Source organism: Paenibacillus sp. FSL R10-2788, assembly GCF_038003885.1.
GTDB classification, from domain to species: domain Bacteria; phylum Bacillota; class Bacilli; order Paenibacillales; family Paenibacillaceae; genus Paenibacillus_AQ; species Paenibacillus_AQ odorifer.
Genome location: NZ_JBBOQA010000001.1, coordinates 4,309,678 through 4,334,874 on the forward strand (window position 1 = coordinate 4,309,678; position 25,197 = coordinate 4,334,874).

The 25,197-nt window shown below is 43.5% G+C and carries 24 protein-coding genes; 6 read left to right on the plus strand and 18 right to left on the minus strand.

Annotation, left to right across the window (positions count from 1 at the left end; all coding sequences use genetic code 11):
• Nucleotides 1-28: 28 nt before the first annotated feature.
• The 9 genes from NSQ50_RS19120 to NSQ50_RS19160 form a co-directional block, all read right to left on the minus strand.
• On the minus strand, nt 29-1,237 hold the full coding sequence (locus tag NSQ50_RS19120; protein WP_076223204.1) for a hypothetical protein: 1,209 nt from the start codon (nt 1,235-1,237) through the stop codon (nt 29-31).
• Nucleotides 1,238-1,271: 34 nt separating this feature from the next.
• Nucleotides 1,272-2,666: a hypothetical protein gene (locus NSQ50_RS19125; RefSeq protein WP_076223146.1), complete on the minus strand. Its 1,395-nt coding sequence runs from the start codon at nt 2,664-2,666 to the stop codon at nt 1,272-1,274.
• Between the two features lie 126 nt (nt 2,667-2,792).
• The gene (locus tag NSQ50_RS19130; RefSeq protein ID WP_038572095.1) at nt 2,793-3,344 is read right to left on the minus strand and encodes a DUF4303 domain-containing protein; all 552 of its coding nucleotides are present in this window, start codon (nt 3,342-3,344) and stop codon (nt 2,793-2,795) included.
• Between the two features lie 63 nt (nt 3,345-3,407).
• Complete coding sequence (locus NSQ50_RS19135) at nt 3,408-3,716, minus strand: hypothetical protein (RefSeq protein ID WP_256717308.1); 309 nt, start codon at nt 3,714-3,716, stop codon at nt 3,408-3,410.
• A 65-nt stretch (nt 3,717-3,781) separates the two neighbouring features.
• A complete protein-coding gene (locus tag NSQ50_RS19140; RefSeq protein ID WP_076143776.1) occupies nt 3,782-4,531 on the minus strand; it encodes a hypothetical protein in 750 nt (249 codons plus the stop codon).
• A 181-nt stretch (nt 4,532-4,712) separates the two neighbouring features.
• Nucleotides 4,713-5,330, minus strand: a complete 618-nt coding sequence (locus NSQ50_RS19145) for a hypothetical protein (RefSeq protein ID WP_076223143.1) — start codon at nt 5,328-5,330, stop codon at nt 4,713-4,715.
• Between the two features lie 68 nt (nt 5,331-5,398).
• The gene (locus tag NSQ50_RS19150; RefSeq protein WP_076223142.1) at nt 5,399-5,971 is read right to left on the minus strand and encodes a hypothetical protein; all 573 of its coding nucleotides are present in this window, start codon (nt 5,969-5,971) and stop codon (nt 5,399-5,401) included.
• 426 nt (nt 5,972-6,397) lie between these two features.
• Nucleotides 6,398-8,329, minus strand: a complete 1,932-nt coding sequence (locus NSQ50_RS19155) for an AraC family transcriptional regulator (RefSeq protein WP_076223139.1) — start codon at nt 8,327-8,329, stop codon at nt 6,398-6,400.
• A 289-nt stretch (nt 8,330-8,618) separates the two neighbouring features.
• Nucleotides 8,619-8,990, minus strand: coding sequence for a MerR family transcriptional regulator (locus NSQ50_RS19160; protein ID WP_038572105.1), 372 nt, complete (start codon nt 8,988-8,990; stop codon nt 8,619-8,621).
• A 135-nt stretch (nt 8,991-9,125) separates the two neighbouring features.
• On the opposite strand from NSQ50_RS19160, the gene NSQ50_RS19165 reads away from it, so the two are divergent.
• Nucleotides 9,126-9,884: an SDR family NAD(P)-dependent oxidoreductase gene (locus NSQ50_RS19165; protein WP_076100281.1), complete on the plus strand. Its 759-nt coding sequence runs from the start codon at nt 9,126-9,128 to the stop codon at nt 9,882-9,884.
• Nucleotides 9,885-10,021: 137 nt separating this feature from the next.
• On the opposite strand, the gene hcp is transcribed toward NSQ50_RS19165, so the two are convergent.
• From hcp to NSQ50_RS19200, 7 genes are all read right to left on the minus strand, one after another.
• Entirely contained in the window at nt 10,022-11,314 is a 1,293-nt protein-coding gene (gene hcp, locus NSQ50_RS19170; protein ID WP_036688774.1) for a hydroxylamine reductase, read from the minus strand.
• Nucleotides 11,315-11,407: 93 nt separating this feature from the next.
• Nucleotides 11,408-12,808, minus strand: a complete 1,401-nt coding sequence (locus NSQ50_RS19175; protein WP_143760473.1) for an MFS transporter — start codon at nt 12,806-12,808, stop codon at nt 11,408-11,410.
• A 188-nt stretch (nt 12,809-12,996) separates the two neighbouring features.
• Nucleotides 12,997-13,554 carry a cysteine hydrolase family protein gene (locus NSQ50_RS19180; RefSeq protein WP_076143773.1) on the minus strand — a complete coding sequence of 186 codons (558 nt, stop codon included), beginning with the start codon at nt 13,552-13,554 and terminating at the stop codon, nt 12,997-12,999.
• Nucleotides 13,555-13,754: 200 nt separating this feature from the next.
• The gene (locus tag NSQ50_RS19185) at nt 13,755-14,363 is read right to left on the minus strand and encodes a CPBP family intramembrane glutamic endopeptidase (protein WP_076223136.1); all 609 of its coding nucleotides are present in this window, start codon (nt 14,361-14,363) and stop codon (nt 13,755-13,757) included.
• Between the two features lie 110 nt (nt 14,364-14,473).
• Nucleotides 14,474-15,796, minus strand: coding sequence for a sensor histidine kinase (locus NSQ50_RS19190; protein ID WP_076100280.1), 1,323 nt, complete (start codon nt 15,794-15,796; stop codon nt 14,474-14,476).
• Nucleotides 15,797-16,522 carry a LytR/AlgR family response regulator transcription factor gene (locus tag NSQ50_RS19195; protein WP_076223133.1) on the minus strand — a complete coding sequence of 242 codons (726 nt, stop codon included), beginning with the start codon at nt 16,520-16,522 and terminating at the stop codon, nt 15,797-15,799.
• Nucleotides 16,523-16,650: 128 nt separating this feature from the next.
• Nucleotides 16,651-17,865, minus strand: coding sequence for an MFS transporter (locus NSQ50_RS19200; RefSeq protein ID WP_038572114.1), 1,215 nt, complete (start codon nt 17,863-17,865; stop codon nt 16,651-16,653).
• Nucleotides 17,866-18,202: 337 nt separating this feature from the next.
• Between NSQ50_RS19200 and NSQ50_RS19205 the strand changes: the two genes are divergently transcribed.
• The 4 genes from NSQ50_RS19205 to NSQ50_RS19220 are packed head-to-tail and all read left to right on the plus strand — an operon-like array spanning nt 18,203 to nt 22,333.
• Nucleotides 18,203-19,783 (plus strand): spore germination protein, encoded by a 1,581-nt coding sequence (locus NSQ50_RS19205; RefSeq protein ID WP_235219569.1) that lies wholly within the window; start codon nt 18,203-18,205, stop codon nt 19,781-19,783.
• 5 nt (nt 19,784-19,788) lie between these two features.
• Complete coding sequence (locus tag NSQ50_RS19210; protein ID WP_179087740.1) at nt 19,789-20,958, plus strand: Ger(x)C family spore germination protein; 1,170 nt, start codon at nt 19,789-19,791, stop codon at nt 20,956-20,958.
• A 2-nt stretch (nt 20,959-20,960) separates the two neighbouring features.
• Nucleotides 20,961-21,203 carry a hypothetical protein gene (locus NSQ50_RS19215; RefSeq protein ID WP_076223127.1) on the plus strand — a complete coding sequence of 81 codons (243 nt, stop codon included), beginning with the start codon at nt 20,961-20,963 and terminating at the stop codon, nt 21,201-21,203.
• A gap of 23 nt (nt 21,204-21,226) precedes the next feature.
• The gene (locus tag NSQ50_RS19220; protein ID WP_036688787.1) at nt 21,227-22,333 is read left to right on the plus strand and encodes a GerAB/ArcD/ProY family transporter; all 1,107 of its coding nucleotides are present in this window, start codon (nt 21,227-21,229) and stop codon (nt 22,331-22,333) included.
• Between the two features lie 121 nt (nt 22,334-22,454).
• On the opposite strand, the gene NSQ50_RS19225 is transcribed toward NSQ50_RS19220, so the two are convergent.
• On the minus strand, nt 22,455-23,270 hold the full coding sequence (locus NSQ50_RS19225; protein ID WP_256717307.1) for a CAP domain-containing protein: 816 nt from the start codon (nt 23,268-23,270) through the stop codon (nt 22,455-22,457).
• A gap of 286 nt (nt 23,271-23,556) precedes the next feature.
• On the opposite strand from NSQ50_RS19225, the gene NSQ50_RS19230 reads away from it, so the two are divergent.
• Nucleotides 23,557-24,546, plus strand: a complete 990-nt coding sequence (locus tag NSQ50_RS19230; RefSeq protein ID WP_076223124.1) for a ketoacyl-ACP synthase III — start codon at nt 23,557-23,559, stop codon at nt 24,544-24,546.
• 17 nt (nt 24,547-24,563) lie between these two features.
• Here the strand turns inward: NSQ50_RS19230 and NSQ50_RS19235 are convergent, their stop codons facing one another.
• The gene (locus tag NSQ50_RS19235; RefSeq protein WP_036688794.1) at nt 24,564-25,145 is read right to left on the minus strand and encodes a LysE family transporter; all 582 of its coding nucleotides are present in this window, start codon (nt 25,143-25,145) and stop codon (nt 24,564-24,566) included.
• Nucleotides 25,146-25,197: the final 52 nt, after the last annotated feature.

Here is a 25,197-nt window from a genome sequence, read left to right on the forward strand (position 1 = left end):
TATTCTAGGGGTGTGACATTCAATTCATTTAGTAATCGCGCGCTGCATCGAACCAGTGTTGAGCCATCTCCTCTGTGATAGGCTGGCCAATCAAGTGGTCAGACTGGCTAAGTTGCCATACCGCTTCACCAAGATCTTCTCGTTCGGTGGTTTCGATGCCCTTAAGATTGTTGAAGCGCACGGTGAAAGCGGTAATGGCGGCCTCTGCTTCAGCAAAGCTATGGGCCTCGGACAAGGTTACCTGTGCAACGTTGTAAGCTTCATTAGCCAGCTTGGCTAGACGTTTAGTCCAGGAGGAGAATGGGCGGCCAAACTCGGTCGTCCACCACTCTGGCTTTCGTAATTGGCTCACTGAAGCATGGTCGGTCCAAGGACGGGTTTCAGCGCGAGTTTTCATTTGCTTTTTTAGATGCTTGCCAGCGCTCTCTTCCACATTGTAGGCGATAAATCTGTCAAGCAACGGCCACGCGTTCAAGGTCGGCAAATCCTCCAGATCAGGCATGAAGCGCAGCTCCAGATTCGTTAACTCGGTATGATGAGCCAATAGATTCAAATCGCAGAAGTTTCCCCACAAACTCAGTGATTTAAGGTTTGGGTACCGGTTTAGACACTCTAGCGAGATGGGCTGTCCCAGCGGTGCGTTATGTAGCGTCAAGCTCGTTACCTGGTGCAGCTCCCCCATATCGGGCAGCAAAAAAGGGGAATCATTCTTACGTCGGCCGGTGCGCGGTGCTAGTGTAAGAGAAGATGGCATATCACCTGTGGCCGAGAAGCGTGATAGATCGCCAGTCACACTTAGGCGGAAAGGCTGCTTCGGAAGTATTAGGCTAAGGGACCTCCCGGATGGTTCCGACTCGACATGCAAGCCATGCAAATTGGACTGACTGGCGTCCACCACCGTGTCTGCAGACAGGATCGGAGTCCATGTCATCTCTTCAATGGGACGCTTCTGTGCCCAGTCAAAGAAGCCTAAATCACTGCCTGTATAATGCAGAAATCGCGGCCAGGGAGAGCCGGCCGGTGTGGCAAAGACATCGAATACGGTCCAATCGATAGGCGCATCAGACGCGACATGAAGGTCAACCTTTTTCCCCAATTGCGACGGACCCATGGATAGACTGCCCACACCGGGCCTAAGGACAAGAGTATGACTACGTGGACCTGTCAGGTTGATAGGATAACTACCAACTTCTCTAACAGAACCAGCTGAAGGACCAGCTTGGCTATCATTTGGCATTTCTATCATCCTTTCCTCTAAAGCATATCAAGATCTAACTATTCACACCTGACTCTATCTTCTCAGTAATAAATTGTTTGAATCTTGTAAAATACCGCTCTGATGCTTCCCAGCGCCTAAGATCCAAATAGGGCATGTCCTGCTTACCATATTGATCGGGCGGCTGATAATGCCGGGAAACATAAGTTCCATTGTCCAGTGTATAAAAATAATACGCTTCATCTGGAGTCCTGATTTCAATCCGACCATGTAGGAGGTCTCCGTCCTCGTCCGTATGCGTTTGACGGAAGCTGTAACATTTGGAGCCGTCCCAGAACCCGCCATTCTCCTCCACTTCCGAATATAATTCCTGAATTAAAGTGTGTTGCAAAATGTCTTGCACATACTGTACCTCAATGTTTGGTAAATAAAGCTCAGCCATATTAATGCAGGTCAGCAACATCGTCCAGCAATCGCTAATCTCTGCTAGTTGTTCCTGAGACTCTTCTGTAATGTCCTCCCACTCAGACCCTTCTTCTATGGTTCTCTTCAACAAACCGACAGAATGATCTTGCTCCAGCCAAATATAATAGTGATGCCGGTTATCATTCATATAAACGCTAAGATCCCGCTCATCCCCGTCAGCATCAATATGCTCCAGTTGAACTTTGAAAAAAACGTCTTGCTCGCGAAAATTAAAAGAAGGCTTGTCACTTGGCATTAAAATACACTGCGTCAACTTCAATATATTTTCTTCATTGATCGTGTTATGGGTGAAATATAAATGAACTGCGTTCTTGCTAGTGGGGGATTCATTTATTTTTTTTAGAGCAGAACGGCCTTCTTTAATTACGTTCACCAGTGTGGCAAAGGAAAAGTCCTCCTCATCCTCATCCATATCCAAAAAAACTTCATCAATCAACACCTCATGAATGTCCACCGGAAGCTCCTGAAATACGCCGTCCCCCTCCCACACATTTACTAAGCAGGCGATCGATTTATGGCCGTCCACTTTGAAACTGTACTCGTCATCCTGAACTAAAACCGCAGCGCTGAGATCACCTTTAACAATCGTTTCCCCATGATTGTAGGAGCCGCATAATATTTCCTCAATCATCAGGTTGCCCGAAACATAAATTTCCTGACCTCCTACAGCTATATTTTTTGCACTCAAATTACCGGTCACCAAAAGCCCTATGGCGCCATCAGTTTCTTTATTATAAAGATTGTCTACAGTAAAATTTCCTTCTATAAAAATGATGATTACCTCTTTTTGTTGCGGGAAAGGTTGCTCCCAATCTAGATTAAGAGAAGGCAGCGTCAAATCCCCTTCATAGTAAGCGGCAAGTTGCTCGTCACTAAAATCTTGGTAAAACTTCGCCCACCAAGATCCTTCGGGAAATTTATCTGCTAGCTGGCTAATAGGAATGAATCGGAAAAGATTGCTCATACATTATTTTCCCTTCATTTTGAAATTTCCATTATTTCCTCACATGCCCCAAGGCTTACGCCCTGCTTAATCTCGACCATTTTATTAAATCCGAATATAGTAGACGGTTCCCGAAAGCGGAGGCTTCTACTCCGCCGCTTCCGCCAACCATACTTGCATAGCCGAAGATTCTGCCCGATTCAAACGGAGGGCGATCTCAGTATTGATCTCATCCGGCGGCATGACTTCGACAAGGACGCATACTGACTCTCGCAGTTGATTCAAGGCAAACACACCTTCATCATCGAGCATTTTCATCGCCAGCTCCATGGCCTTCAGCCTCAAATCAAACTCACGATTCCCTTCGTCATTCTCAAGATCCGCAATGAAAGGACGCTCGGTAAATCGTTGTTTAACGTTATCGAAGTTCTCATCGCCGAAACAACAATAGGGCGAATCCGCATAAGACCATTTGATAAGTTCCGCAATCGTCGATGCCGGTGTGTCACTTTCGACTCCTTGCCTGGCTGCTTCCATCTCCAAAGCTTCCCACGACCAGGCGGAGATACTTGGCGCATGTCCCTCGCCAGTAGTGTATAGAGTACAGTAATAGTAACGTTCGCCATTTTCAAAAAGAGTGCGAAAAGACGTTCTAGCAGCATCGGCGATCTCTATCGCCAGCGTCTCTATTTCTTGCATCGGCTTCCTCCTTTCCGTTAGTGGATCCGCTCAGGCAGGATGTCTTCTATTAGCTCCAGCCTTCTACAAATGATATGGCGGCGCTTTTTCTACTACAAGGTTATCAGGATGAATATCAGTTGGCTCATAGTCATTCATACGGAGAAGGATATACTCAATCTCTTCTAATGGCATCTGCAATTTCTGGCTGACTTCATAAAGACCCATGTCTTGCGAAAGTAGTTTCCGTGCTTGATTTAACTTTCCATTTAGCCAATTATTTTCGAGCATCCATTTTTTCACTAGGTCCAGTAGTTGATTTTGGGTTTTCTTATCTGCATGCTTATTATATTTAGCAACTGACTCTGACAAATTGACCCACACACGTTCCATGTGTATCCAAAGTAAAAACTAGTTTCATGCCTACCTCCCTCTCCCATACGTAAGGAGCACCCAGATCAGCTGTTATTTTCTGAAATCGCTTCGCAGCCTTTCGACAAGAGCCACTGCTCCATATCGGCAAACGCCTGCCCCGTATCCTGTTCATAGAAGACGGCCACCTCTTGCTGGTAGGCATAATTCAATCGTACATAGCCTCCCAGCTGCCGGTAGAACAGGAAACAAGCATAGGCATTCTCATTAAACAAATCCGGCGGAAATTCATGTTGGCACAATCCAGCCAGTTCGGGTAGCGTAAGCTGGTCCTGCCCTTGTGGCAAACGCAAAAAGCGATGGCTGCGAGTGCCCGTCCACGGTTCATAATAGACGTTCTCCCCTTGAATGATTCCATACACCTGACGATATATTTCGTCCAGCACCAAAGCGTACATCCCCTCGTCTTCCTGCTCCGGTACCTGCAGGAAAATCGCCTTCACGTGCTCCGCATGCCGAGGTAGCCAGAGCAGCCCAGCTGTCTGTGGATACACTGCCAGAAAATCACCGTCAACCGTTGTACCTATAACGATACACTCCCCGATCTGTTGCTCAGTAATGGGGCTGTTTTCGTCATGCTCCCATAATCCGTACTCTGCAAAAGGTTTGAGCACCTCCGCATCCGGAAGCTGAACATTCAACCACCCTCTGTAAGTTCCTTCGCCGAATCGCCGCAAAAACCGGAGGTAGCCCGGTGGATAAACAGCGGCATCTTCCTTCGCAAGTGCTTGGTTTTGGTCATCAGACAGCGGTTTTGGCCGAGATACGATGTACATAAATACTCCTCCTGCTGCCCCCAACATGCAACTCTTCCAAATAAGAGAATTCTTTAAAATATTGCAGGTTGAGGAGCTTTTTTATCCAAGATAATACTGAAATTTTAGAGAGTGCAACATATCAATCCCCAATTTTTGAATTCTCCAGCTTGGCCAGTGCTTCGGTGTCATTTGCCCTGAACTATTTTCCACCCATCACAAGCCCATATTTATTGAAAATCCACGATTTGCTCAAATCTTGCATCGCACCATGGCTTATACGCACAGAAGGCTTTTGCTCCTTCATAGCATCTGCATCATGCGCCGAGAAGCGAAGCGGCCTTGTCATTTTTTTAATAGTACCCGTTATTTCATCGAAAAACGTATATGTTAATGGCTTATGGTCCCGAATATCCTCATAGATATAATACTTCCCTTTTTCATCTTCCAAATCTATTTGAAAGCCTTTAGGAAATGATAGCAAGATACACGGCAGTTCATCCTCTGCCCATTGTCCGTAATATGGAAAATAGACACCTTCATTTCTCGCGAAAAATCCAGAGCTTCCATTATCAGACGCAACAGAAATAGAATAAACAAAGAAAGGGAGACCCTCATTCCTTTTTTCTTCTGCCGTAAAATAATGATAAAAGGTCTTATACGCCTCATACACCTGATTCAGATCATGCTCTGTCTGGGCATAATTGGTTAGATGAAATTGCGCTTGCTTATGTTCAAAAAGCTTCAAAACGCTTTCAAACTCTTCCGGCCTTATGAAGAATCTAAGCTTATAAAATCCGCTGTTCTTTAATCTATCCATTTCTTTTCGCTCACCGCCATGTACTAAAATGTCATCTCAGCTGTCCTTAGCCATTTGCTCGTGTATTTTCAAAATTCATATTTCACAAATCGTTTTCTGAGAGTTTCTTCGTACGGGATCCACTCCCAATCACTCCATAAAGACATACTTACGAGTTCTGACAGCTTATCTACGGCTTGTCCCGGACTCGTTATGTCAATGAAGCCGTCAAAATCCTCATTACGGATATCCAACGCTTTTCGCAGGTAGTCATCATTGAGACGCTCTTCCCGGAGTTGTTCATATTCATCCCTCGTCCACTGTTCACAAAAGATCTTTTCGGCTTGAATGTCTCCATTCTCGAACAACGACAACTCGAATATTTCCTCATTCATATATCCGGCGGTCATCACTGGCTCCCCGATAAGCTGGGACAACGTTTTGCCGGCCTCCTTCACCGTACCCCATACAAAGTAATCGTGGAGCACGCTGATCCAGTTCTCGTTGCTTTTGCTTACGTACATGACAACTTTGCTCTCTGTAGCCTCATGATTGGACTTGCCTAATACTTTGGCATGCCCTTCGCTTAGCTCTCTTAATGCTTCGACAGTCTTCTCAAGGTTGTTCGACTTGATATGCAAATTTGCGAATGATCTTCCCACGAGATGGCCTCCTCTAATCGCTTTTTTTACTCAGCCGGATTCTATTTATATCCTATTGATCGGCTCTATGAATGTCTCATATTTCCATTATAGTGATCGCTTGTCCTGAGTCTACCTACTTTTCACCTGAATTTTGGAAATAACCTTCGCATAGAAAGAGATATAATCTTGACCGTTCAGCACAATCTCTAGCTCCTTCCCTCCTTCTCGCTTCGCTCACTCATTAAAAAAGGAGGGTATCCCTACGTCAATTTATGACGTTTGGGACACCCTCTGTCGAACTATTCCACATCCTTATTACAGCACTCTCCAACTTTCCGCTCAAAAATTTCCTGTCGTCACTAATGGTACGGATCAGCGCGCTGGCTGTAACGGCAAGTTCTGATTTTAACTTACCGTTGTTCGATCAATCCATACTTTGGGCAGTTACCGACTCGCTGCCTCGATGATCCAGTCGGTCAATTCGTTGATTTGTCTTTTCACGGCGATTGGGTCGCGGTACCAGGATTGGTTCTCCGTCCATAAAAATACCCGATTGTTGCGAATCGGCTCGAGCGTCCCCCAGATCGGATCAGCCTGCAGCGATTCCAAGCTGGCTTCTGTCGTCAGAATCAAATAATCACCCATGTACTCCGAAAGTTTCTCCAGCGAAAATTCATAATAGGATTCTTTCAGCATAAATTCTGGAACCGTCGTCGGCGGTTTCAGCCCCATTATTTCATACATTAGCCGGCCGCCTCGTCCCGACTTCGGACCAAAAAGGCTCACGTTTCCATCGTACTCTTGCATAATTGAAAGCGTCTCTCCTTCGGGAACGGCTTGTTGGACTTTCTCCCGAATGTCTGCAATGTCCTTCTCGAATTGTTCGTTCCATTTCTCCGCTTCCTCGCGTTTATCCAGCAAGTCGCCGAAATACATCATTTCCTCCTGAATGGATGCAAACTGATTGTAAGGAACAGATACCGTAGGTGCGATCATCTGATATTTATCGACTACCTCAGGCTGTGGATTATGCGTTATGATTAAATCCGGATTGAGCTCCAGCAGCTTCTCTAATGAGTCACCAACATCCGTCACGACGTCCAGCATTCCCTCAAGATAAGGACTCGACATCAAGAACGATTCGGCTGCGATCGGCTGGACTTCCAGCGCAAGTACGGTGCCGAGATAAGAAATTGCCGCTACGCGCTGAGGATGTGCAGGAACCTCGACATCGCCGAAAGCAGTCTTAACTACCTTGATCTCCGAAGATGTCAAAACCTCTGACTCTTGGGTGACCATGGTTGGAGAAGCGCTGACGGCAACCTGGCTGTTCGTTGCGCCTCCGTTGTTCACCGCCCCACCACAAGCTGTTAACATCACGGTCAAACATAACAGCATCACTGCATAAAAACTTCTGGTTGCTCTAGTCATTTTATTCGCCCCATCCTGTTGAAATTGATAATCAATATCACTCACATAAAAAGGATAGCTTAATGACCGGCTTAGAACAACGGACGATTGTGACATATTCCTTGCATAATCTGAAACGAACTGGCCGTATCGTTTACGATATTGGCCTGGCGTCATGCCGGCATACTTTTTGAACATGCGGCTGAAATAAATGAGGTCCGGATAACCGACATGTGATGCTATTTCCTGTTGCGTTGCTATCGTGCCGGCCAGCAGAGCCTTCGCATCTTCCATTCGGAAACGAATGACGTAGTCCAGCGGACTGAGCCCCGTCTGTTCTTTAAATTTTCGCGAAATGTATTGTTGGCTGTAATTCAATTGCCGAGCAAGCTCCTCAAACGAGATCGGCTGGCGGTAATTCCTGGACAAATGCCGAATAACTTGCTCCGATAAAGATGGCTCACCGGCTCCGAACAGACGCTCCCTCAGGACAGCGTGAACGAAGCGGATAAAGTCTCCCTTGGCCGACAGCCGGGTCAATCCGTCGTCAGAATTAAGCCAACCGTCGCGTATCGTTTGAAGCAGCTCGAGCATGGCCAGCGGTTCGCCAGGCGGGAACCCCCAGCTTTCCAGAAACGGGTCGGATTCCTCCATCATCATATGAAATTCGCGCGAGGCCGAAGCGGGGAGAGACGCTTTGTAGAGTACGATATATACATTCAGCGCTTCTCGGCTCCGAACCGTCACCAAAGAGCCTTTCCCGGCGTTCAGTACATGAAAACGATCGCACAGCCACACCTCATCATCAACCCACAACTCGCCTTGTCCTTGGAAAGCGAATATAAATGCGCTTGCTGGCAAACGGTATTGATTCAAATCGTTCTCGGTTCCGGCCTGCTTTAGCCTTACGTCCAGCACACTCATAATCACCTGGTTCCATATTTGTATAAGTTTCAGAACGTCCATAGCTGATTCGCAAACTCCCTTTAAATTCTCAAGAGATAATCATTCTCAATTGAATCATGTTTCTAAACACAATAACGAATACATCTAGCGCTGTCAATAAGGTATTGCCGAATGAGACGAGGATGCGAATAGCTAGGCATACGGCTATTTTGCCGGAGTCTAGCCCAAAAGCAAAAGACGCTAGTTCCGCAAACATACGTGCGGAACTAGCGTCTATCAATGAATCGTGAGGGCCCTTTCTTTGAACTCTCAATTATCTTAATCATTAGCATACTTTTATGTTGCCTGCTTAGTGAATGCCTGTCTCTTTCGTAAGGGAATTTTTGTAGGCTGCAATTTTGTCTTTCAACATCTTCTCTGTGGCTGTTAAGTTTCTGATTTGGCTCTGTATAGAGTTACTATGATTCTCAAGAAGGTTCAAGCGGGCTTGGGCCGTATGCTCTCCTTCTAAATATAACTGCGCATATTCTCTAATTTGTGAGATCGGCATTTGGGTTTGTTTCAACCTCATCACAAATCGCAGCCAAGCAAGATTGGAGTCATCATATATTCTTTCTCCATTCGCATTCCGTATCGGAGCAATAATCTTTTCCTTTTCATAATATCTCAGTGTATATGCGGTAATCCCTAGTAATTTGGCTACATCGCTGATCGTATACATACAAGCCCCCGAATCTATGTTGATTTTAAGAGTCCCCATAATTATAAAAAACATTTGACTTAGAGTAAACTCTAAGCTTTATGATTACATCGTTGTTGAAACACTAAATATTCTTGTAAAAACGGAGGAATTCACATGAAATATACTGTAGTTACAGGCGCCAGTTCAGGTATAGGTTATGAAACCGCTCTAGCCTTTGCGGCTCGCGGTAAAAACTTAATTGTTACAGCCCGCAGAAGGGAGCAACTGGAGGAGCTAAAATCTGAAATCAATCATAACTACCCCGATGTAGTTGTCGTTATTCGAGTGACTGACTTATCCGTTTCTAGTAATGCTTATAAGCTTTATGAGGATCTACAAGGGTTCGAAATCGAAACTTGGATCAACAATGCGGGATTTGGAAATTTCGCTTCAGTGGCCAAGCAAGATTTAGATAAAATTTCTGCAATGCTGCATCTGAACATTGAATCGTTGACGATCCTTTCCTCTCTATTCGTTCGTGATTACTCCAATGTTGAAGGAACACAATTAATCAACGTTTCATCCGGTGGCGGCTATACGATTGTGGGAAATGCCATTACGTACTGTGCGACTAAGTTCTATGTGAGTGCCTTTACTGAAGGACTCTCTCATGAGTTGAAGAGTCAAGGTGCACTTATGCAGGCTAAAGTGCTGGCACCTGCCGCAACAGAAACAGAATTCGCGAAGCTTTCTTTCGATGTCCCCGAATTCGAATATCATGGGACTGTGCCGAAATATCATACCGCGAAGGAAATGGCTGTATTCATGCTTGATCTGTATGACAACGATCATGTTGTGGGGATTGTTAATGGTTTGACGTACGAGTTCGAGTTGAGAGATACCCTCTATAATTATGTGGCGAGCACGCGATAAGTTCATCTCGTAATGGCAAGTTAAGAAGCATGATCATCCTTTACGGATCGCCGTGCTTCGACAATGATGTATCTCCTAAATCCCCTATCAAAAAAAGGCTGCCAATCCCTTATGGGCGGCAACCTTTGATTTTTACTCTACGACAACGCCAACATCGCGTTCATATCTTCCTCAGCAGTAGTAATTAGCTTCAACCCAAAAAGCTCTACCAACACATCCAGTACACCTGGCGAGATGAACTCGGGTGGCTTTGGTCCGATGCGGATGTCCTGAATGCCGAGACTGAACAAGCCTAGCAGAATGGCCACTGCTTTTTGCTCAAACCAAGACAGCACGATGCTGACAGGCAGCTCGTTCACCGTACACTCAAATGCCTCAGCCAGAGCCATGGCAATCTTCACTGTAGAACCGGAATTATTACATTGCCCAAGGTCAATGTAACGCGGAATACCGGTGTCTCCAACGGTGCCATAATCTACGTCATTAAAGCGGAACTTTCCGCAAGAAGTAGTTAAAATGACGGTATCGTTCGGTAAGGAAGTCGCCAACTCACGGTAGTAATTCCCGCCCGTACCTGGCGCATCACAGCCTGCAATGACGAAAAACCGGCGGATATGCCCGTCTTTGACTGCTTGAATGATCTCTGGTGCTAACCCGATTACAGTTTCATGATGATATCCGGTCGTGAGTACCAGATCTGACTCTACATCAGCCGCAGGTAGGGACAACGCTCGATTAATTAGTGGGGAGAAGTCGTCGCCCGTTATTTTCTCTACACCTTCCAGCCCCGCTACTTCATATGAGAAAAAGCGGTCTGCATAAGTGCCTTTAATCGGCATTACACAGTTTGTGGTAGCAAGAATTGCACCGGGAAACTGCTCAAACAATCTACGCTGATCATACCACGCTTTGCCGATGTTGCCTTTAAGATGCTTATACTTTTTGAGTGCAGGATATCCATGCGCAGGCAGCATTTCTGAGTGAGTATAAATGTTGATGCCTTTCCCCTCTGTCTGCCGCAGTAATTCCTCCAACGCATATAAATTATGTCCAGTCACAACAATACATTGACCTTCAATTTTGTTCTGACTGACTGTGATTGGTTGCGGAATGCCAAAGCGGTCCGTATGCGCACGATCCAGTACATCCATGATGCGCACCGCCGCATCTCCGACCTTCATCGCCATCTCCAAATGTTCCTGCGTATTAAAGTTGGAATTGGTCAACGTCATATACAAAGCTTCGTGGGTGATACGATCCACCTCGGGGTCGCTATATCCTAGCTGCCGGGCATGTGTCGCATAAGCTGCAATTCCTTTTAATGCAAAAATCATCGTATCTTGTAAACTCGCAATGGTTTCATTTTTGCCACATACCCCTACAACGGTGCATCCGCCATTCGGTGTCTGTTCACATTGGTAACAAAACATATCGTTATCCTCCATATCTAGATAATCATTCGTTACTTCCAACGTAACAGAACACCAAACCTTGAGTTGTGATTACACACACATTTTTTTAGATCAAGCAGATTTAAATGACCTTCTATTTATAACAACCATTAATACAATAACGCTTAAGCAAATGAAAATATTAATCTCAAAAACCAATTTGAACGCCTGCAACTGACTCCCTTGTCCTGTCTCTCCACTCATCACACCAAGTCCAAGTGCTGAGCCAAAGACCATCCCCGCATTTCTTGTTAAAGCAATTAATCCGCCAATCGAACCCACGTATTCCCGAGGTGTCTGCTGCATAATGAAGCTATTATTAGGAGAGGCAATGAGCCCCATACCAAGGCCTATAAGAGATAGAATCGCCGCGATTCCATAAACCGGTATATGGTCTAAATACACCAGCAACAAGATAAACCCGCTTCCCATACAGCTCAGTCCCATAAGCATCAGACGATGAGAGCCATAACGGTCGGAACAGTAGCCTGCGAGAGGACCTGCAAACGCCAAGGCAATGGGATAAGCCGCCATAATATATCCTGTCGTAGATGACGAGAACGGAGCCGCCGCCCCCATCAAATAAAATGGAATAAGGACAAGCAATGTATTAGACAGAATAAAAGAGGCACAGCTAACGATCAAGCCTCCCGCTAAAGTTGGAATTTTCAAAGCTTGTAAGGGTAGAAAAGGATTCTTTTGCTTCCGTTCCCAGAATAGAAAAGTAATCAGTAACAAGAACCCCCCCACCAAACTTGTCATCGTCCACACGGACACCCAGCCCCATTTGCTCCCATTTGTTATTACGAGAAGAACCAAGGTGATGAATGCCATAAACAAGCTGGCCCCCACGAAGCTGATAGCACCCGGTTTGCGCTCTTGCACACGGTTGGGTATGTACCGATATGCCATAATTGTAGCCACAATCGCCACAGGAACATGGATTAAAAATAACCATTTCCAGCTCAGCCACTCTGCAATCAAACCTCCCGCTATAGGTCCCGTCATCCCGCCCAGTGCGACAGCTGTACTTAAAATTCCGAGTGCACGTCCTCTTTGCTCTTTCGGCATATGAATGGTGATGAGCGCAATATTAGTTGCTTGGAACATCGCAGCTCCTACTCCCTGTATAACTCTGAGCGTTAGCAATATTGGTAAATTAGGTGAAAAAGCGACCAGGATGGAACCCACAGTAAAAATCACAAATCCAAGATTGTGAATCCGGCGAAAACCATAACGGTCGCCCAGTTTCCCCATAACAGGAAGAAGTGCCGTAATCACTAGCAGATACCCTGTTGTGATCCATAATCCCTTCCCAAGCTCTGTCTGAAAATAATCCACAATAAAAGGAAGCGACACATTCACAATTCCAGCTGTAAAATGGGAAATAAACGCCCCCATACAAATAGCCGCCATCATCCCCAGCCGCTGCCCGTGTCTGCTTTTAAACTCTATATCTTTTGCTGCTATCATGTTGATCCCGTCCCTACTCATATTGTTTAAGAATTACTAACAATTATAAGTAGATCCCTTGCAAGAACAATCCCATAAAGATGGGATGGAAATGGTTTAGGCGAATATGTCTATCAGAATAGGTGAGGAAAATCAGAGGTAATGCAAAACAGCAAAAAGCGGCACATTTAAGTGCCGCCTCTGAATTATTATCTATAAGAGTCATGCGTTGGGCGAAACAAATCTTCTTCGGAACTTCTGACCATAGAAAAATGTTCGACATTGTAGTGCCCATGTAATGTTTTATTGTGATGCTTGATAATTTGTTCTGCACTTAAACCATCATTGTCCGTTGTAGAATGACCATCACCGACCAATGTAACATCCATGCCGCTAACCGTAGCCGTCCGAACCGCAGTATCGATGCAGTGTTGAGTTTTACATCCCATAATGACCACATGCTCAATCTGCTGATCTTTCAGATATTGTAGCAGTTCAGTTCCGTGAAAAGAATTCGTTGCCAGCTTATCAAAGATTTTGGCATTTGCAGACCTATTGATTTCATTGTGCACTTGAAAGCCTGCACCTGTTCCTTCAGCGACATCAAGATCCCTAACAAACACAACTTCGACATTGGCTTCTTTTGCTTGTTCAATCACTTTATTAATATTCCGGATAAGCTGCTCTTTATTGAATACCGCACTTTCCTTTTCGTTTCCATCCATTAATTCTTGTTGTGCATCGATGATTAATAATACCTGATTCAAATGATTTTCCCCTTTCGAATGGTGGGGAATGCTAACACGCTTGATCAGTTAAACGTTTTCCCCATATAATTTTGCAAGCTGACATTGTTTTTCATAATATCTACCTCCCAATAAAAATGGTATATAAACTTTAATCTTATAATTTAAGACTTTTTTAGTTTACCATATTTTTAAAATGTACTCTCTAAAAACTTTGATCGCTACATCCATTGATACATCATAAAAATGGAGGAAATCAGATTAGTCAGCCCGTGCAGGACCCAACCTGGAATGATCGAACCGCCGGATAACTTCTCATCCAATATTCCGATACTCCAACCCACAAGACCCGTAAGAAGCATTACAACAGCAGAATTCAAAAATCCGGCACTACTGTATAACAGCACAGCATGTACGACACCAAATAATAAAGCTTGAGCACAGTTTCCAATTCCGAATCCGAATTTCGAACTTAACCGTTTTCCAATGAAGCCGCGGAACAGAATCTCTTCGGACAAGCTAGTCTGCAACCAAGAATAAATCAATGCCGGAATCAAACCTTTAAGACCTGTACCATAAAACTGTGAGCTGGCCAAAGTATTCCTATCCAGCATGTAGATTGCTGTAAGCATTCCCAGACTGGTGAATATAGTCATCGTAAGTATAAAACATAGTATGAACTGCTTCCTAGAAATCAATTGGGGTTTCTTCCAGCCAATCCACATGGCAAAGGATGATGTTGTTCTGCTTGTAAAAAACCAGTATGTATAGGGAATGATGCTGAATAAGATGAGCTGAAGGACTGCACTGATGAGCAATGACAATGTCAACGGAATACCCTCCCTTTAATAAGAACAGCCTCAATATATCATGGACCGCTGCTTGCCCGCGGGAAGAGACCGTAACTTGCAGGTTAGGTGGAGTAGTTGGTTTCGGATTGCTACTCAGGCAGTGGTAATACCGCCAACATCATGAACTGCCCATTCTCATATCTGAAACTGACGCTTCCTTGAAGCTGTTGAACCGCATACTCAATGCTTTCGATTCCGAACCCTCTACTCCCAAAGTTCCGCTTGCTGGACAAAAAAGAGCCCTGCCCGTCCTCTGTAAGCAGAGATGCAGGATTCTTTAAAGAAATCACCAATAACCCTTCGGTATAAATTACTTCCAGCTCAATAACATTCTGCTCTGACTCTGGTAATCTCTGAACCCCTTCAATTGCATTATCTAATGCATTGCCTAGAATAATTGCAATATCAACCTCTTTGCCTGCAAGTGACAGGTCCTGCGGGATGCGAAAATGAGATTGCATTGTAACTTGATGTAGCTCAGCTTTTGCGAATTTCTCATTATAAATGGCATCAATAGCAATATTTCCAGAAGAAATAAACTTTTCTCCCGCCTCCTGTGTCGAAGCAACCTCTGCAATATATCGCTTGGCTTCTTCTAAAGCGCCTTCATCCAGCAGAGAATGAATAAGGATCAGCACATGATTCAGATCATGCCGCAAACGCTGTGCTTCCTGATTATCTTTCAGTTTACTCGTGTAATCCTTCACTTGCTGCTGAAGCACATGATTATGGAATTCGATCTGCATCCGTTTCATTAACTTTTGATATATAAACATTACAGCCACATTAATTACAAGAATCCCAAGCAGGATGAATACAAAATCAAGCGGAATATTAAAAGGTTTATCACTGGAATGTCTCAGATTCACAATAATAATAAGCAAAGAACCCGCCGAAACAAGATTCAACACAGCCCAATCCTGATTCGACAATAACGTAGTGGTGTCCACTTTGAATAACCGCAACAATAGCAGACATAACATGATGCTTAGCAAGATAACAAATAGGAAAGAAAAAGATAACCACCAAAAATTAGCTTCATTTATTCCACCGGTATTGAGCGGGATATGCTGAATCCCATACCATACCAACATTTCAATAACAACCGTAAACACTGTATAGAAACTGCTAAAGAACAGCTTTTGTAGCACACTGCCGCGGAAATAAACAATTGTAATCAGACTATACACAATCAGGTGAAGGATGACCGAGTCAACTAGAGATAAGCTAGCAGCAGTAAGCGATTTAACCATATAAAAGATAATAAGACAGCCTATAAATGACTTTTTGCTCCTGTTCAGGATTAGAAATTTCTTGAGAAAAATATAAAATGTGACCCCTTGCGGAACATATATAAGGATGAGCATAAATACACCAAAAAAGTAAGGACTAATCTCCCGGATGAAAGACATTTATCTTAAGAGCCTCTTTTCTATAAAGGCATGGTATGACCGTAAAGAATCAGAGCTTTTACTGCGGCTGACTGGAAGTTCCACCCCGTTCTTCAGCTGAATAAGTTCCTTGCTTAAAGAACGAACATGCACCCAATTTACTAGGAATCCCGTATGTACGCGACAGAAATCATGTGATCCCAGCTGTCCTTCCAAATCTCCCAGTTTGCCATAATACGAGTAAGTCTCTTGTTCAGTATAAAGGACCAACTTTTTACCTCGTTCTACCGTGATATACATAATATCATCTACCCTTAAATTATAGCTCATATGATGGATTGAGAATGTCAGCACATTGTTTCTTTGCAAGCATTGCTGAATGGCTTTGACTGTGGCGGTCTGCAGTTCATGTTCATCAATAGGTTTCAGCAAATAGCGAAAGGGATGAACCGCAAAGCTTCTTCTCATATAACTTGTATGGCTGGTGACATAAATAATTAATACCCTGGCATCTTTGAGCCGGATCTTCTCTGCGACTTCTATACCGTTATACTCGGGCATCTCCATATCCAGATAAACTATATCGTATGCGGTAGACGTCATTGTCTGAAGCAGGGTTTGGCCTGATTCATAAATCTCAATAGAGGCGGTCATCCCTTGCAGGCTAGTCATCTGCTTCTTGAGTAATTCTTCCAACCGCGAGGCATCTTGCCTCTGATCGTCACAGATAGCAATGTTAAGATTCATATTATGTATCCCTCCAAGTGAACGTAATTCTATCATATTATAATTTGGAAAAATATGAAGAAACGCCAAAAAGCCGATCCTCTCGGACCGGCCAATAAACTCTTTTCATAGGAAAGTTTTTGCCCTAATCAATTCATCGGAATCGCGGACGCCAGCCGCCGAAACTGGATGAAAATAAACAGAGCGGTCAGCATCACCACAATTCCTGAACCGAGGAACCATAGCTGCACTCCGTATCGATCCACTACAGGTCCTGCCAACAGCAGTCCAATTGGCGAAGACAACATCATAATGCTGGTCACAAGTGAAATGACACGCCCAAGCATCTCGGGTTCAAAAGAACGCTGGATCATCGCCATGAAGGGACCATTGAAGAAGGGTGCCGCACTGCCCATGAAGAACGAGAGAATGGCAAAGATCACAAATGCATTCGGACCAATCAAACCACTGATCACACAGGTAAGACCGATGACTAGCAGACCTACGCTCATATAGCTAATGTCGCTCCATTTTGATGAGAACATCGACAATAGCAGACCACCTAAAATCATCCCGATGCTGAACACCGCTTCCACCAGGCTGGCACTGTATCCTCCACGGCCAAAATGAGACAAAGTCATATAAGGAAACAGTGTCGCCAGCGGCATAAATGCGATACTAAACACCGCAGTAGCCCCCGTAATCAACACAATGGGTTTCGCTTGAATGAGTGCGTTCCAACCCAAACGGAATTCTTGAACGAAAGACGGCGCAGCTGTAGCCTGCACTTTAGGCTGATGGATCTTCACCATGAACAGCATCAGATTCGCAATCAAAGCCCCGGCCACATCGAGTAGCAATACCGCCCCAAGCGAAGTTGCCGAGTAAACCGCTATCCCAAGTGCAGGACCAATTACATTCGAGAAAGAGAACACCATCTGCTGCCAGCCCGCGACTCTTGTCAATTCTTCTTCAGGTGCAATCAACGGAACAGCCGCCTGAAAAGCCGGGGCATGAAAGGCCGAAGCCGCTGAACGCAAGCTCAGAATGACATACACAAAACCAAGTCCCGGTTCCCCCCACATGAAATAAATACCTAATATCAGACTGAAAAGCGCTATTGCGCTATCAGCAATAATCATTGTTATTTTACGATTCCAACGGTCCAGCCAAACCCCTACGAAAGGACCCAAGACCGCTTGCGGCAAAAACGCTGCCAACCCAGCAATCATCAGAACTGCCGCTGACCCTGTCGATTCCGTCAAGTGCCAGATCACCGCGAATTGAACCATCGAACTCGTGAGAATCGAGAAAATCTGTCCGCTAAAAATAAGGGCGAAGGCTTTTTTCCATTGTATTTGCATAAGGTCATCTCCTTTGATTAAAAACTTAAATAAACTCATTCCATGAGCATAGGCACACTGAAACAGGCACATCACAAATAAACTCATTTCCTTATCTCAAAAAAATGAATGAGTCCACTTGTCTTGCACCACGGACTACCATAAACGAATGGAATGGGTCACAAGGAGCACCTCCTGAAAAAATTATGTTCATTATAACATCGCAACTCCTCCATGAGCCAGTTCCAATTGTTCATTTTGCGAAGAATTTGATCTATCTCTATCTTCCGAATAAATTCCTAAATAAGGGAGAAGATAAAAATCACACTTAACATCTAATTTATTTAAGGAGAATTGCATGCGGAAATTTTTTAACGCCAAGACGCCTCCGTCTAATCCTAAGGTGCCCCCTCAAATCGAAGCCGAAAATGAGCTTTCAATGAAGGATCTTTTTTCCCATGCTATCTCTGCGTCTCTCGAAGACAACTTGCAGATTATTAATGACTGTTTTGCCAATTGCTCAGACCTAAAGGTTATTCCATGGCATTATGGCCCGGATCTTAAGTATGAAGCCTCATCCGTCTATTTCAATACACTTACTAAGTCTGACCCTACAAATTATTTTAAAGATGTCTTGCAAAATATAGTTCCGCATGAGCTGGGGCCCACCTTGGACGTAACCGTTGAAGATGTCATCTCATATTTTGAAAAAAATGGTGTTTCATCACCGCTGCTTGAATTAATGGACAATATCGGTCAAGCCATTAAGGGGATTCTTGATGGGAAAGTTGTCCTTTTCTTTACAGGTTGGCAAAAAGCCGTTGCCTATTATGCCTTTGATGTAGAACAGCGCCAAACCTCTGAGCCCATTTCAGAGCCTACTGTTCAAGGTCCCCACGTCAGCTTTATAGAAAGCTTAGAGCGTAATATAGGTGTTATTCGTAGTTTGCTAAAATCTACTAATCTTAAGTTCGAGTTCTTTACCTCTGGTAAGCAGGTTCAAAGAACGTTGTCCTATGGTTATCTGGATGGAGTGGTGAAACCAGAAGCATTAAATCAATTCAAACAACGTATAGCAAGTATTGATCAGGAAGAAATTCTTGACGTCTCCTATCTCGAAGAGTGGATCGGTGATTCTCTCTACTCACCATTTCCACAAGTCCGCTACACAGAACGACCGGATACAGCTATAACAGCTCTGCTAGACGGGAAGATTATTGCTATGGTTAACGGAAGTCCTTCCATTCTGATCTGTCCCGGGAATTTCATGGAGTTTTTTACGAATAGCGAAGATTATTACTACCGAACCATTTTTTCATCATTGATAAGATTGATTAGGGTCGCTGCCTTCATCATCGCCCTGCTGTTACCCAGTACCTATATTGCCTTATCCAACTTCCATTCCGAACTAATTCCCACGGTTCTGCTGCTTGCCATTCTAAACACACGCGAAGGAATCCCCTTTCCGGCTATGGTTGAAGCTTTGATCATGGAGTTTTTCTTTGAGCTTTTGAGAGAGGCGGGCATACGCTTACCCAGACCGATTGGATCGGCCGTCAGTATCGTTGGGGCATTGGTCATTGGACAAGCGGCTATTCAATCGCAGATTGCCTCTCCGGTCATGGTCATTGTCGTCGCTTTGACGGGCATTGCCTCATTTGCGCTACCTCAATACAATATGGCAATTGCGCTGCGGATTTTACGGTTTCCCTTAATGATTCTCGCGGCAACGTTCGGAGGACTTGGCATCATGGTCGGTTTTATTCTAATTTACCTCCATCTGGCTACCTTGCGCTCTTTAGGAGAACCGTATTTAGACTCGTTAGCTCCGCTAGATCTCAAAAGAGTACGTGATTCTATTTTTCTACTTCCGAGAAGACTGCTGCTTCATTCACCACGGAATCGACACCTATATAAAAAGACTTCAGGAAGGAAGTAGATATAGTGAAGCGACTTACTACCATACTAATTTCCCTTCTTTTACTCACTCTAACTAGCGGATGCTGGGATAATAAAGAATTGGACGAGTATGGGTATGTGCAGGCGGTCGCCATTGACCAAAGCGAAGACAATCGGATTGTGATCACGACACATTTCTATAATCCTTCCACCAAAATAGAAATGGGACAAGCAGGGGATCCAGCGTCGAAGGGAATTAATATTGTTACAAGTGGAGAAACCTTTTTTGAAGCAATAAGGGAGATCCCGGCAAAATTTGGTCGAAAAGCCAAATGGGATCATATGCGTGTCATATTAATCGGGGAGCAACTAGCCAGAACCTCGAACATCCGGGAGGTGCTTGATTTTTTCTCCAGGGATCAAGAACCGCGTGGTACCGTTCTTCCTCTCATCGCTGAGCAATCTGCGGCACCATTTTTAGATATCAACCCGTTTATCGAGCAGACCATTGGTCAACAGTATAAGAGAATGGAGACGAGCGGTGCTCTATATGCCGCAAAAACTTCCAAGATTCCTCTCTATGAGCTGGCTATACAAATGTGTAGCCCCTCCAATACTTCCATCATCCCTTACCTGCATAAGACCAGTTTGGATCATAAACCATTGATATCTGGGCTGGCTGTAATCCATGACGGGAAAATGATTGACATTCTAAAGGAGAAAGATACAGAAGCATTCATGATGCTGACGGATAGATATATTTATGGAGTACTAGAATTTCCTTGCCCGGATGAGACCGAAGAACCGCTGCGAAAAAAAGAAACGCTTGAAGTGCTTACCTTCAACAGTACGCTTACTCCAACCGTGAAAAATGGTTCTGTATCCGTCGGTGTAAAAATTGCTATTGAAGGGATGATCGGAGAATTACGTTGCTCACATTTAAAAAACGATAAGGACATGAAGCTTTTTGAGCAGCGTGTCATAACTCAGGTTGAACAACAGGTTGAGCATGCAACCAAGTTTTTGAAAACAAAAAAGATCGACGCACTCGGAATTGGCAATCAGATTTACCGGAAAAATCCGCAGCTGTGGAAACAACTAGAGCCTCAATGGAAGGATACATTCGCCCAGACTCAGTTCGATATCAACGTTGATGTCAAAGTGTTAAGCACTGGAATGAACTCAGGTACAATATTCGGAACAAAGGAGAAGTAGCTATGGTGGGAAAAATAATCTGCTTTCTCTTATTAGCTTCCGCTATGCTAGCCCATGACATCCCAAGGTTTAGGCAAGCCTCCATCCGCGATCGAGTAGTTTATGGAGTATTATTACTACCCGTACTATATCTCGGATTTATCTTTATTGCAGCTAAGCCATGGCCCAATTTAGACTCCATCTTCAATTTACTTACGGCTCCAGCTGAGCACATCGTCCATTGGATCAACCCAACCATTTCATAAGCTTAAAGAATGAGGAGGAACGTATGAATAAGCAAGAACGTGTTAGCTCGATCCAAATGTCCATGCTGTTTCTCTTCTTTATGACCGGTTCCTCAATCGTCATCGTCCCTGCATCATTAACTAACTTTGCCGGCAACGGAGCCTGGATATCCCTCTTAATCGCCTCGGCCATAGGAATGCTTCTGCTTTCCGGCATTCTATATTTGAACCGACGAGCGCCAGATCTTTCGCTTGTGGAACAAAGCCGCTCCGTACTTGGAAACGGACTGACCCTCGTCCTCCTGATTCCTTTCACTTGTGTACTGTTTTGGAATGTCGCTGGAATTGTAATTGAGATCGGAACCTTTTTCAAAAGTACGATGTTAAAAGAAACGCCCACTTACGCGGTAAATACCATGTTTTTTATAACGATTGCGATGACGGCTCTAGCTGGAATCGAAGTGATTGCCCGCATGGCAGCCGTCCTAATGTCACTAATGTTCGGATTTATCATCTTAGTCTGGATACTCGTAGCAGGGTTATATCATCCCGAATACCTACTGCCCATCATGCCTGATGGATTTAGGCCTATCCTAAGCGCTGCATATGTAGTCTATGGCTTTCCCTATTCCGAGCTTATCGTTTTTTCGATGATTTTACCGTTCGTGCGTAAAGAAGACAATTCTAAACTGGGAAAACAAATGTATCTTGCACTCATCATCAATGCCCTGACGTTAATTGCTTCTGTCATTAGCAGTATTATGGTACTGGGACCACTGTCCGGCAGCTTAAAATATTCATTATATCAGTTGGCGAGACTCATTTATTTTCAGGAAACCATTGAAAGAATCGAATCCGTGATTGGTTTTTCACTCATTATCGGCTTCTATTTCAAGGCTTCTATCCTGCTGCTTATTCTTATTAAAGTACTAAAGGAGCTTCTGAGATTGAAGGATGAACGTTTAATTGTTTTCCCTCTTGCTTTTGTTTGCCTGCTGTTATCTGTAACGACTTACACACAAGAGTCTGAGCTTGAGGAAATCGTGAATATTACATGGCCCTTGATCACTAACCTAGCTTACACCCTGCCATTTCTTCTGATTCTATTGGTCACTTTCATTCGTTATCATATAAAAAAACACAAAAAATAACCCGTTCTATACGGATTCAATATCCCCTATCTCATTTTGCAGACTTCAGAAAAGTAGGGATGCCCTACAGCCACTTTTAGCTTATTAGGACACCCCTGTTAAGTTTATTACTTTAATCGCACTAACCAATAAATTCTTGAACCCACTCGCTGTTATAGTAACCTATTCCAATTTCTGTGAAGCTGCTATTCAGGATGTTGGCACGATGGCCAGGACTGTTCATCCATTGGTTCATTACTTCTTCTGCACTCGACTGACCTTTGGCGATGTTTTCCCCTGCTGAATTGTATGAGATCCCGAAGGCTTTCATCATATCAAACGGAGATCCATACGTAGGAGACTGATGGTCAAAATAATTGTTGTCATACATATCCTGCGCTTTAGCCAAAGCCATTTTCGAAAGTTCGCTATTTAAACTAAGGGGCTTCAAGCCTGCATTCGTTCTTTCTTTATTCACAAGATCCAATACTTGCTGTACTGATTGGGATGTATTGGCGGATGGTTGTGGATTTGCAGACTTCTGCGGGACAGCAGAATGTTGCGGATTTGCAGAATATTGTGGTTTGGCCGACTGCTGCGGATACGTTGTTTGGTCTGTTGTGCCTCCTGTAGGTGGATTGGTGCGGATGAACCCATCCAGCCATTTCGTTACATCGCCAGGAACTTGTTTAGTCTTAATTGTTGAATTCCCTGCATTCTCCGTGGAAATGGAAGATGCTTGCGTTAAAGTTGACGTTGAGGTAGTTTTACGAGCATGATTGTCAACCTTCGTTTGTTGAGTAGTCATTTGGTTGTTGGCCGAGTTATTACCCGAACAAGCAGTAACGAGTAATAGCGCTACTATAACGATAAATGGTTTAATAAGAACCCCTCCTGATTTGGCAAAGTAGTGACTTAATCGAATAAAGTTTTTGTAAAGTACCACTGATTTATTCATCCCTAATTCAAAAATATAAAAAGCAAAAAAGTCCACCCGCAACATGGTTGCTGTGGACTTAATCTTAGTGGATATATTAGATTCGTTGATTTTGTTACACTTTTAGGAATTTATAGAATTTTTTACTAATTAGTGTTATGCTTTATTAAGATAATAAACTATAACATCACAAATTTTTTTGGACAAACAAGCTTATAGAAATGAGCGGGCGTTGTTAGGTAAATAGATACTTTTAGATTACTTAATGTAATGTGATTGCAAAATTATTACAAGGGGTGATCATGCTATGTTAGAAGGTATCTCGATAAAACAAGTCTCCATTTATTGTCCTGAAAGAGTGATTAACAACCAATATTTTATTGACCATTTTCAAAAGCAAGGCATAGATATTAAGCGGATTCTTAAAAAGACAGGCAGAAAAAAACGCCATGTTATTGAAGGAACGAAGGAGAACTCGTTGACGATGGCGATTAATGCCGCTCAACAAGCAATTGATACTGCTTCATTGAAATCCACAGATATAGACCTGATTCTTTTTTCCAGCTCAACTCCGGAATATCTATCACCAACGAATTCATTGCTTATTCACAAAGCTATCAAAGGTAAAGATGATACGCTTTGCTATGACTTGAATGGGAATTGTATAGGAATGTTTATTGCAGTTGAACAGGCTGCTCGTACTTTATACGATGATCCTGATAGAGATAGAGCGTTGGTTATCGGTTCGGATTTTTTAAATTTATGGGCTGATCCTTCACATCCAATAACATATTCAATTTTTGGCGATGCCGCCGTAGCCCTCATTTTAGAAAAAGACCATTCAGAGAGTGGATTAATTGACGTAAGGTATCTTTCGGACAGCCGTTTTACAGAAGAAATTGTGTACCCCGCTCAAGGATTGGCTAAGTCTTTGCGTGATGGGGCTGAACACCGCTACTTACACTGGGGGAGATTCAGCGGAATAGACAGTGTACGATTTGCGGAAACATCTATTGTTGAATTATTGAACAAACATCACCTAACATTCGAGGATATACAAGTTTTTTGCTTTTCACAATTTACATTGGCTAATATTAAATTACTTCAGGCTAAGCTGAACCTGGATCAGCATAAAATTATTTATGTAGCCGACGAATATGGCTATACTGGCACAAGCAGTCCCTTTCTGGCCTTATATTGTGCAATTGAACATGGTTTGATCAAACGTGGCGATAACTTGTTATTTTGGACATTGGGATCAGGTTATCAAGCCGGTTCAATGTTATGGCGTTATTGACATGAGGCTTCATTTATTCATCCTATCACTATCGAAACTCCACAATACACTAACAACAATCCCATCAGTATATTAAATTGACTTCTATATTTAGATATCATTTTTTTGAAAAGAGAACCACATAAACACCAACTAAAAGTGCCCATAAAACCTATGAGAGCTAAGACTATAGAGTAACTCAATAAACTAAAATAGGAAGAATGAGAGGTAAGAATAAATGTAGATGTAACTGTGATTCCATATAATATCCCTTTTGGATTAATAAATTGTAAAAGCATACCCGCAATAAAGCTGTTGTGTTTATCGCCACTTCCATCATTTTCTTGATGTTTACTTGTAATAATTTTAAATGCTAAATAAAACATGTAGACTCCGCCTATCACAGCCATAATAGATTCAATCTTTGGGATAAGATTAATCAGAAGTATATTAAAATAGCAACATAACAATATGATCACGAAAAAACCTGTGCCCACTCCTAAACAGAATTTCATTGTTTTTCGTAAACCAAACTGGTTTGCAAAAGTCATTGCCATAATGTTATTGGGTCCCGGAGTAAAGCTAGCCACAAATGCATATAAAAACAAAGAAACAATCACTGAATTACACCTCGTTGTATGTTATAATGTATTTATCAGACGCTATAACGTC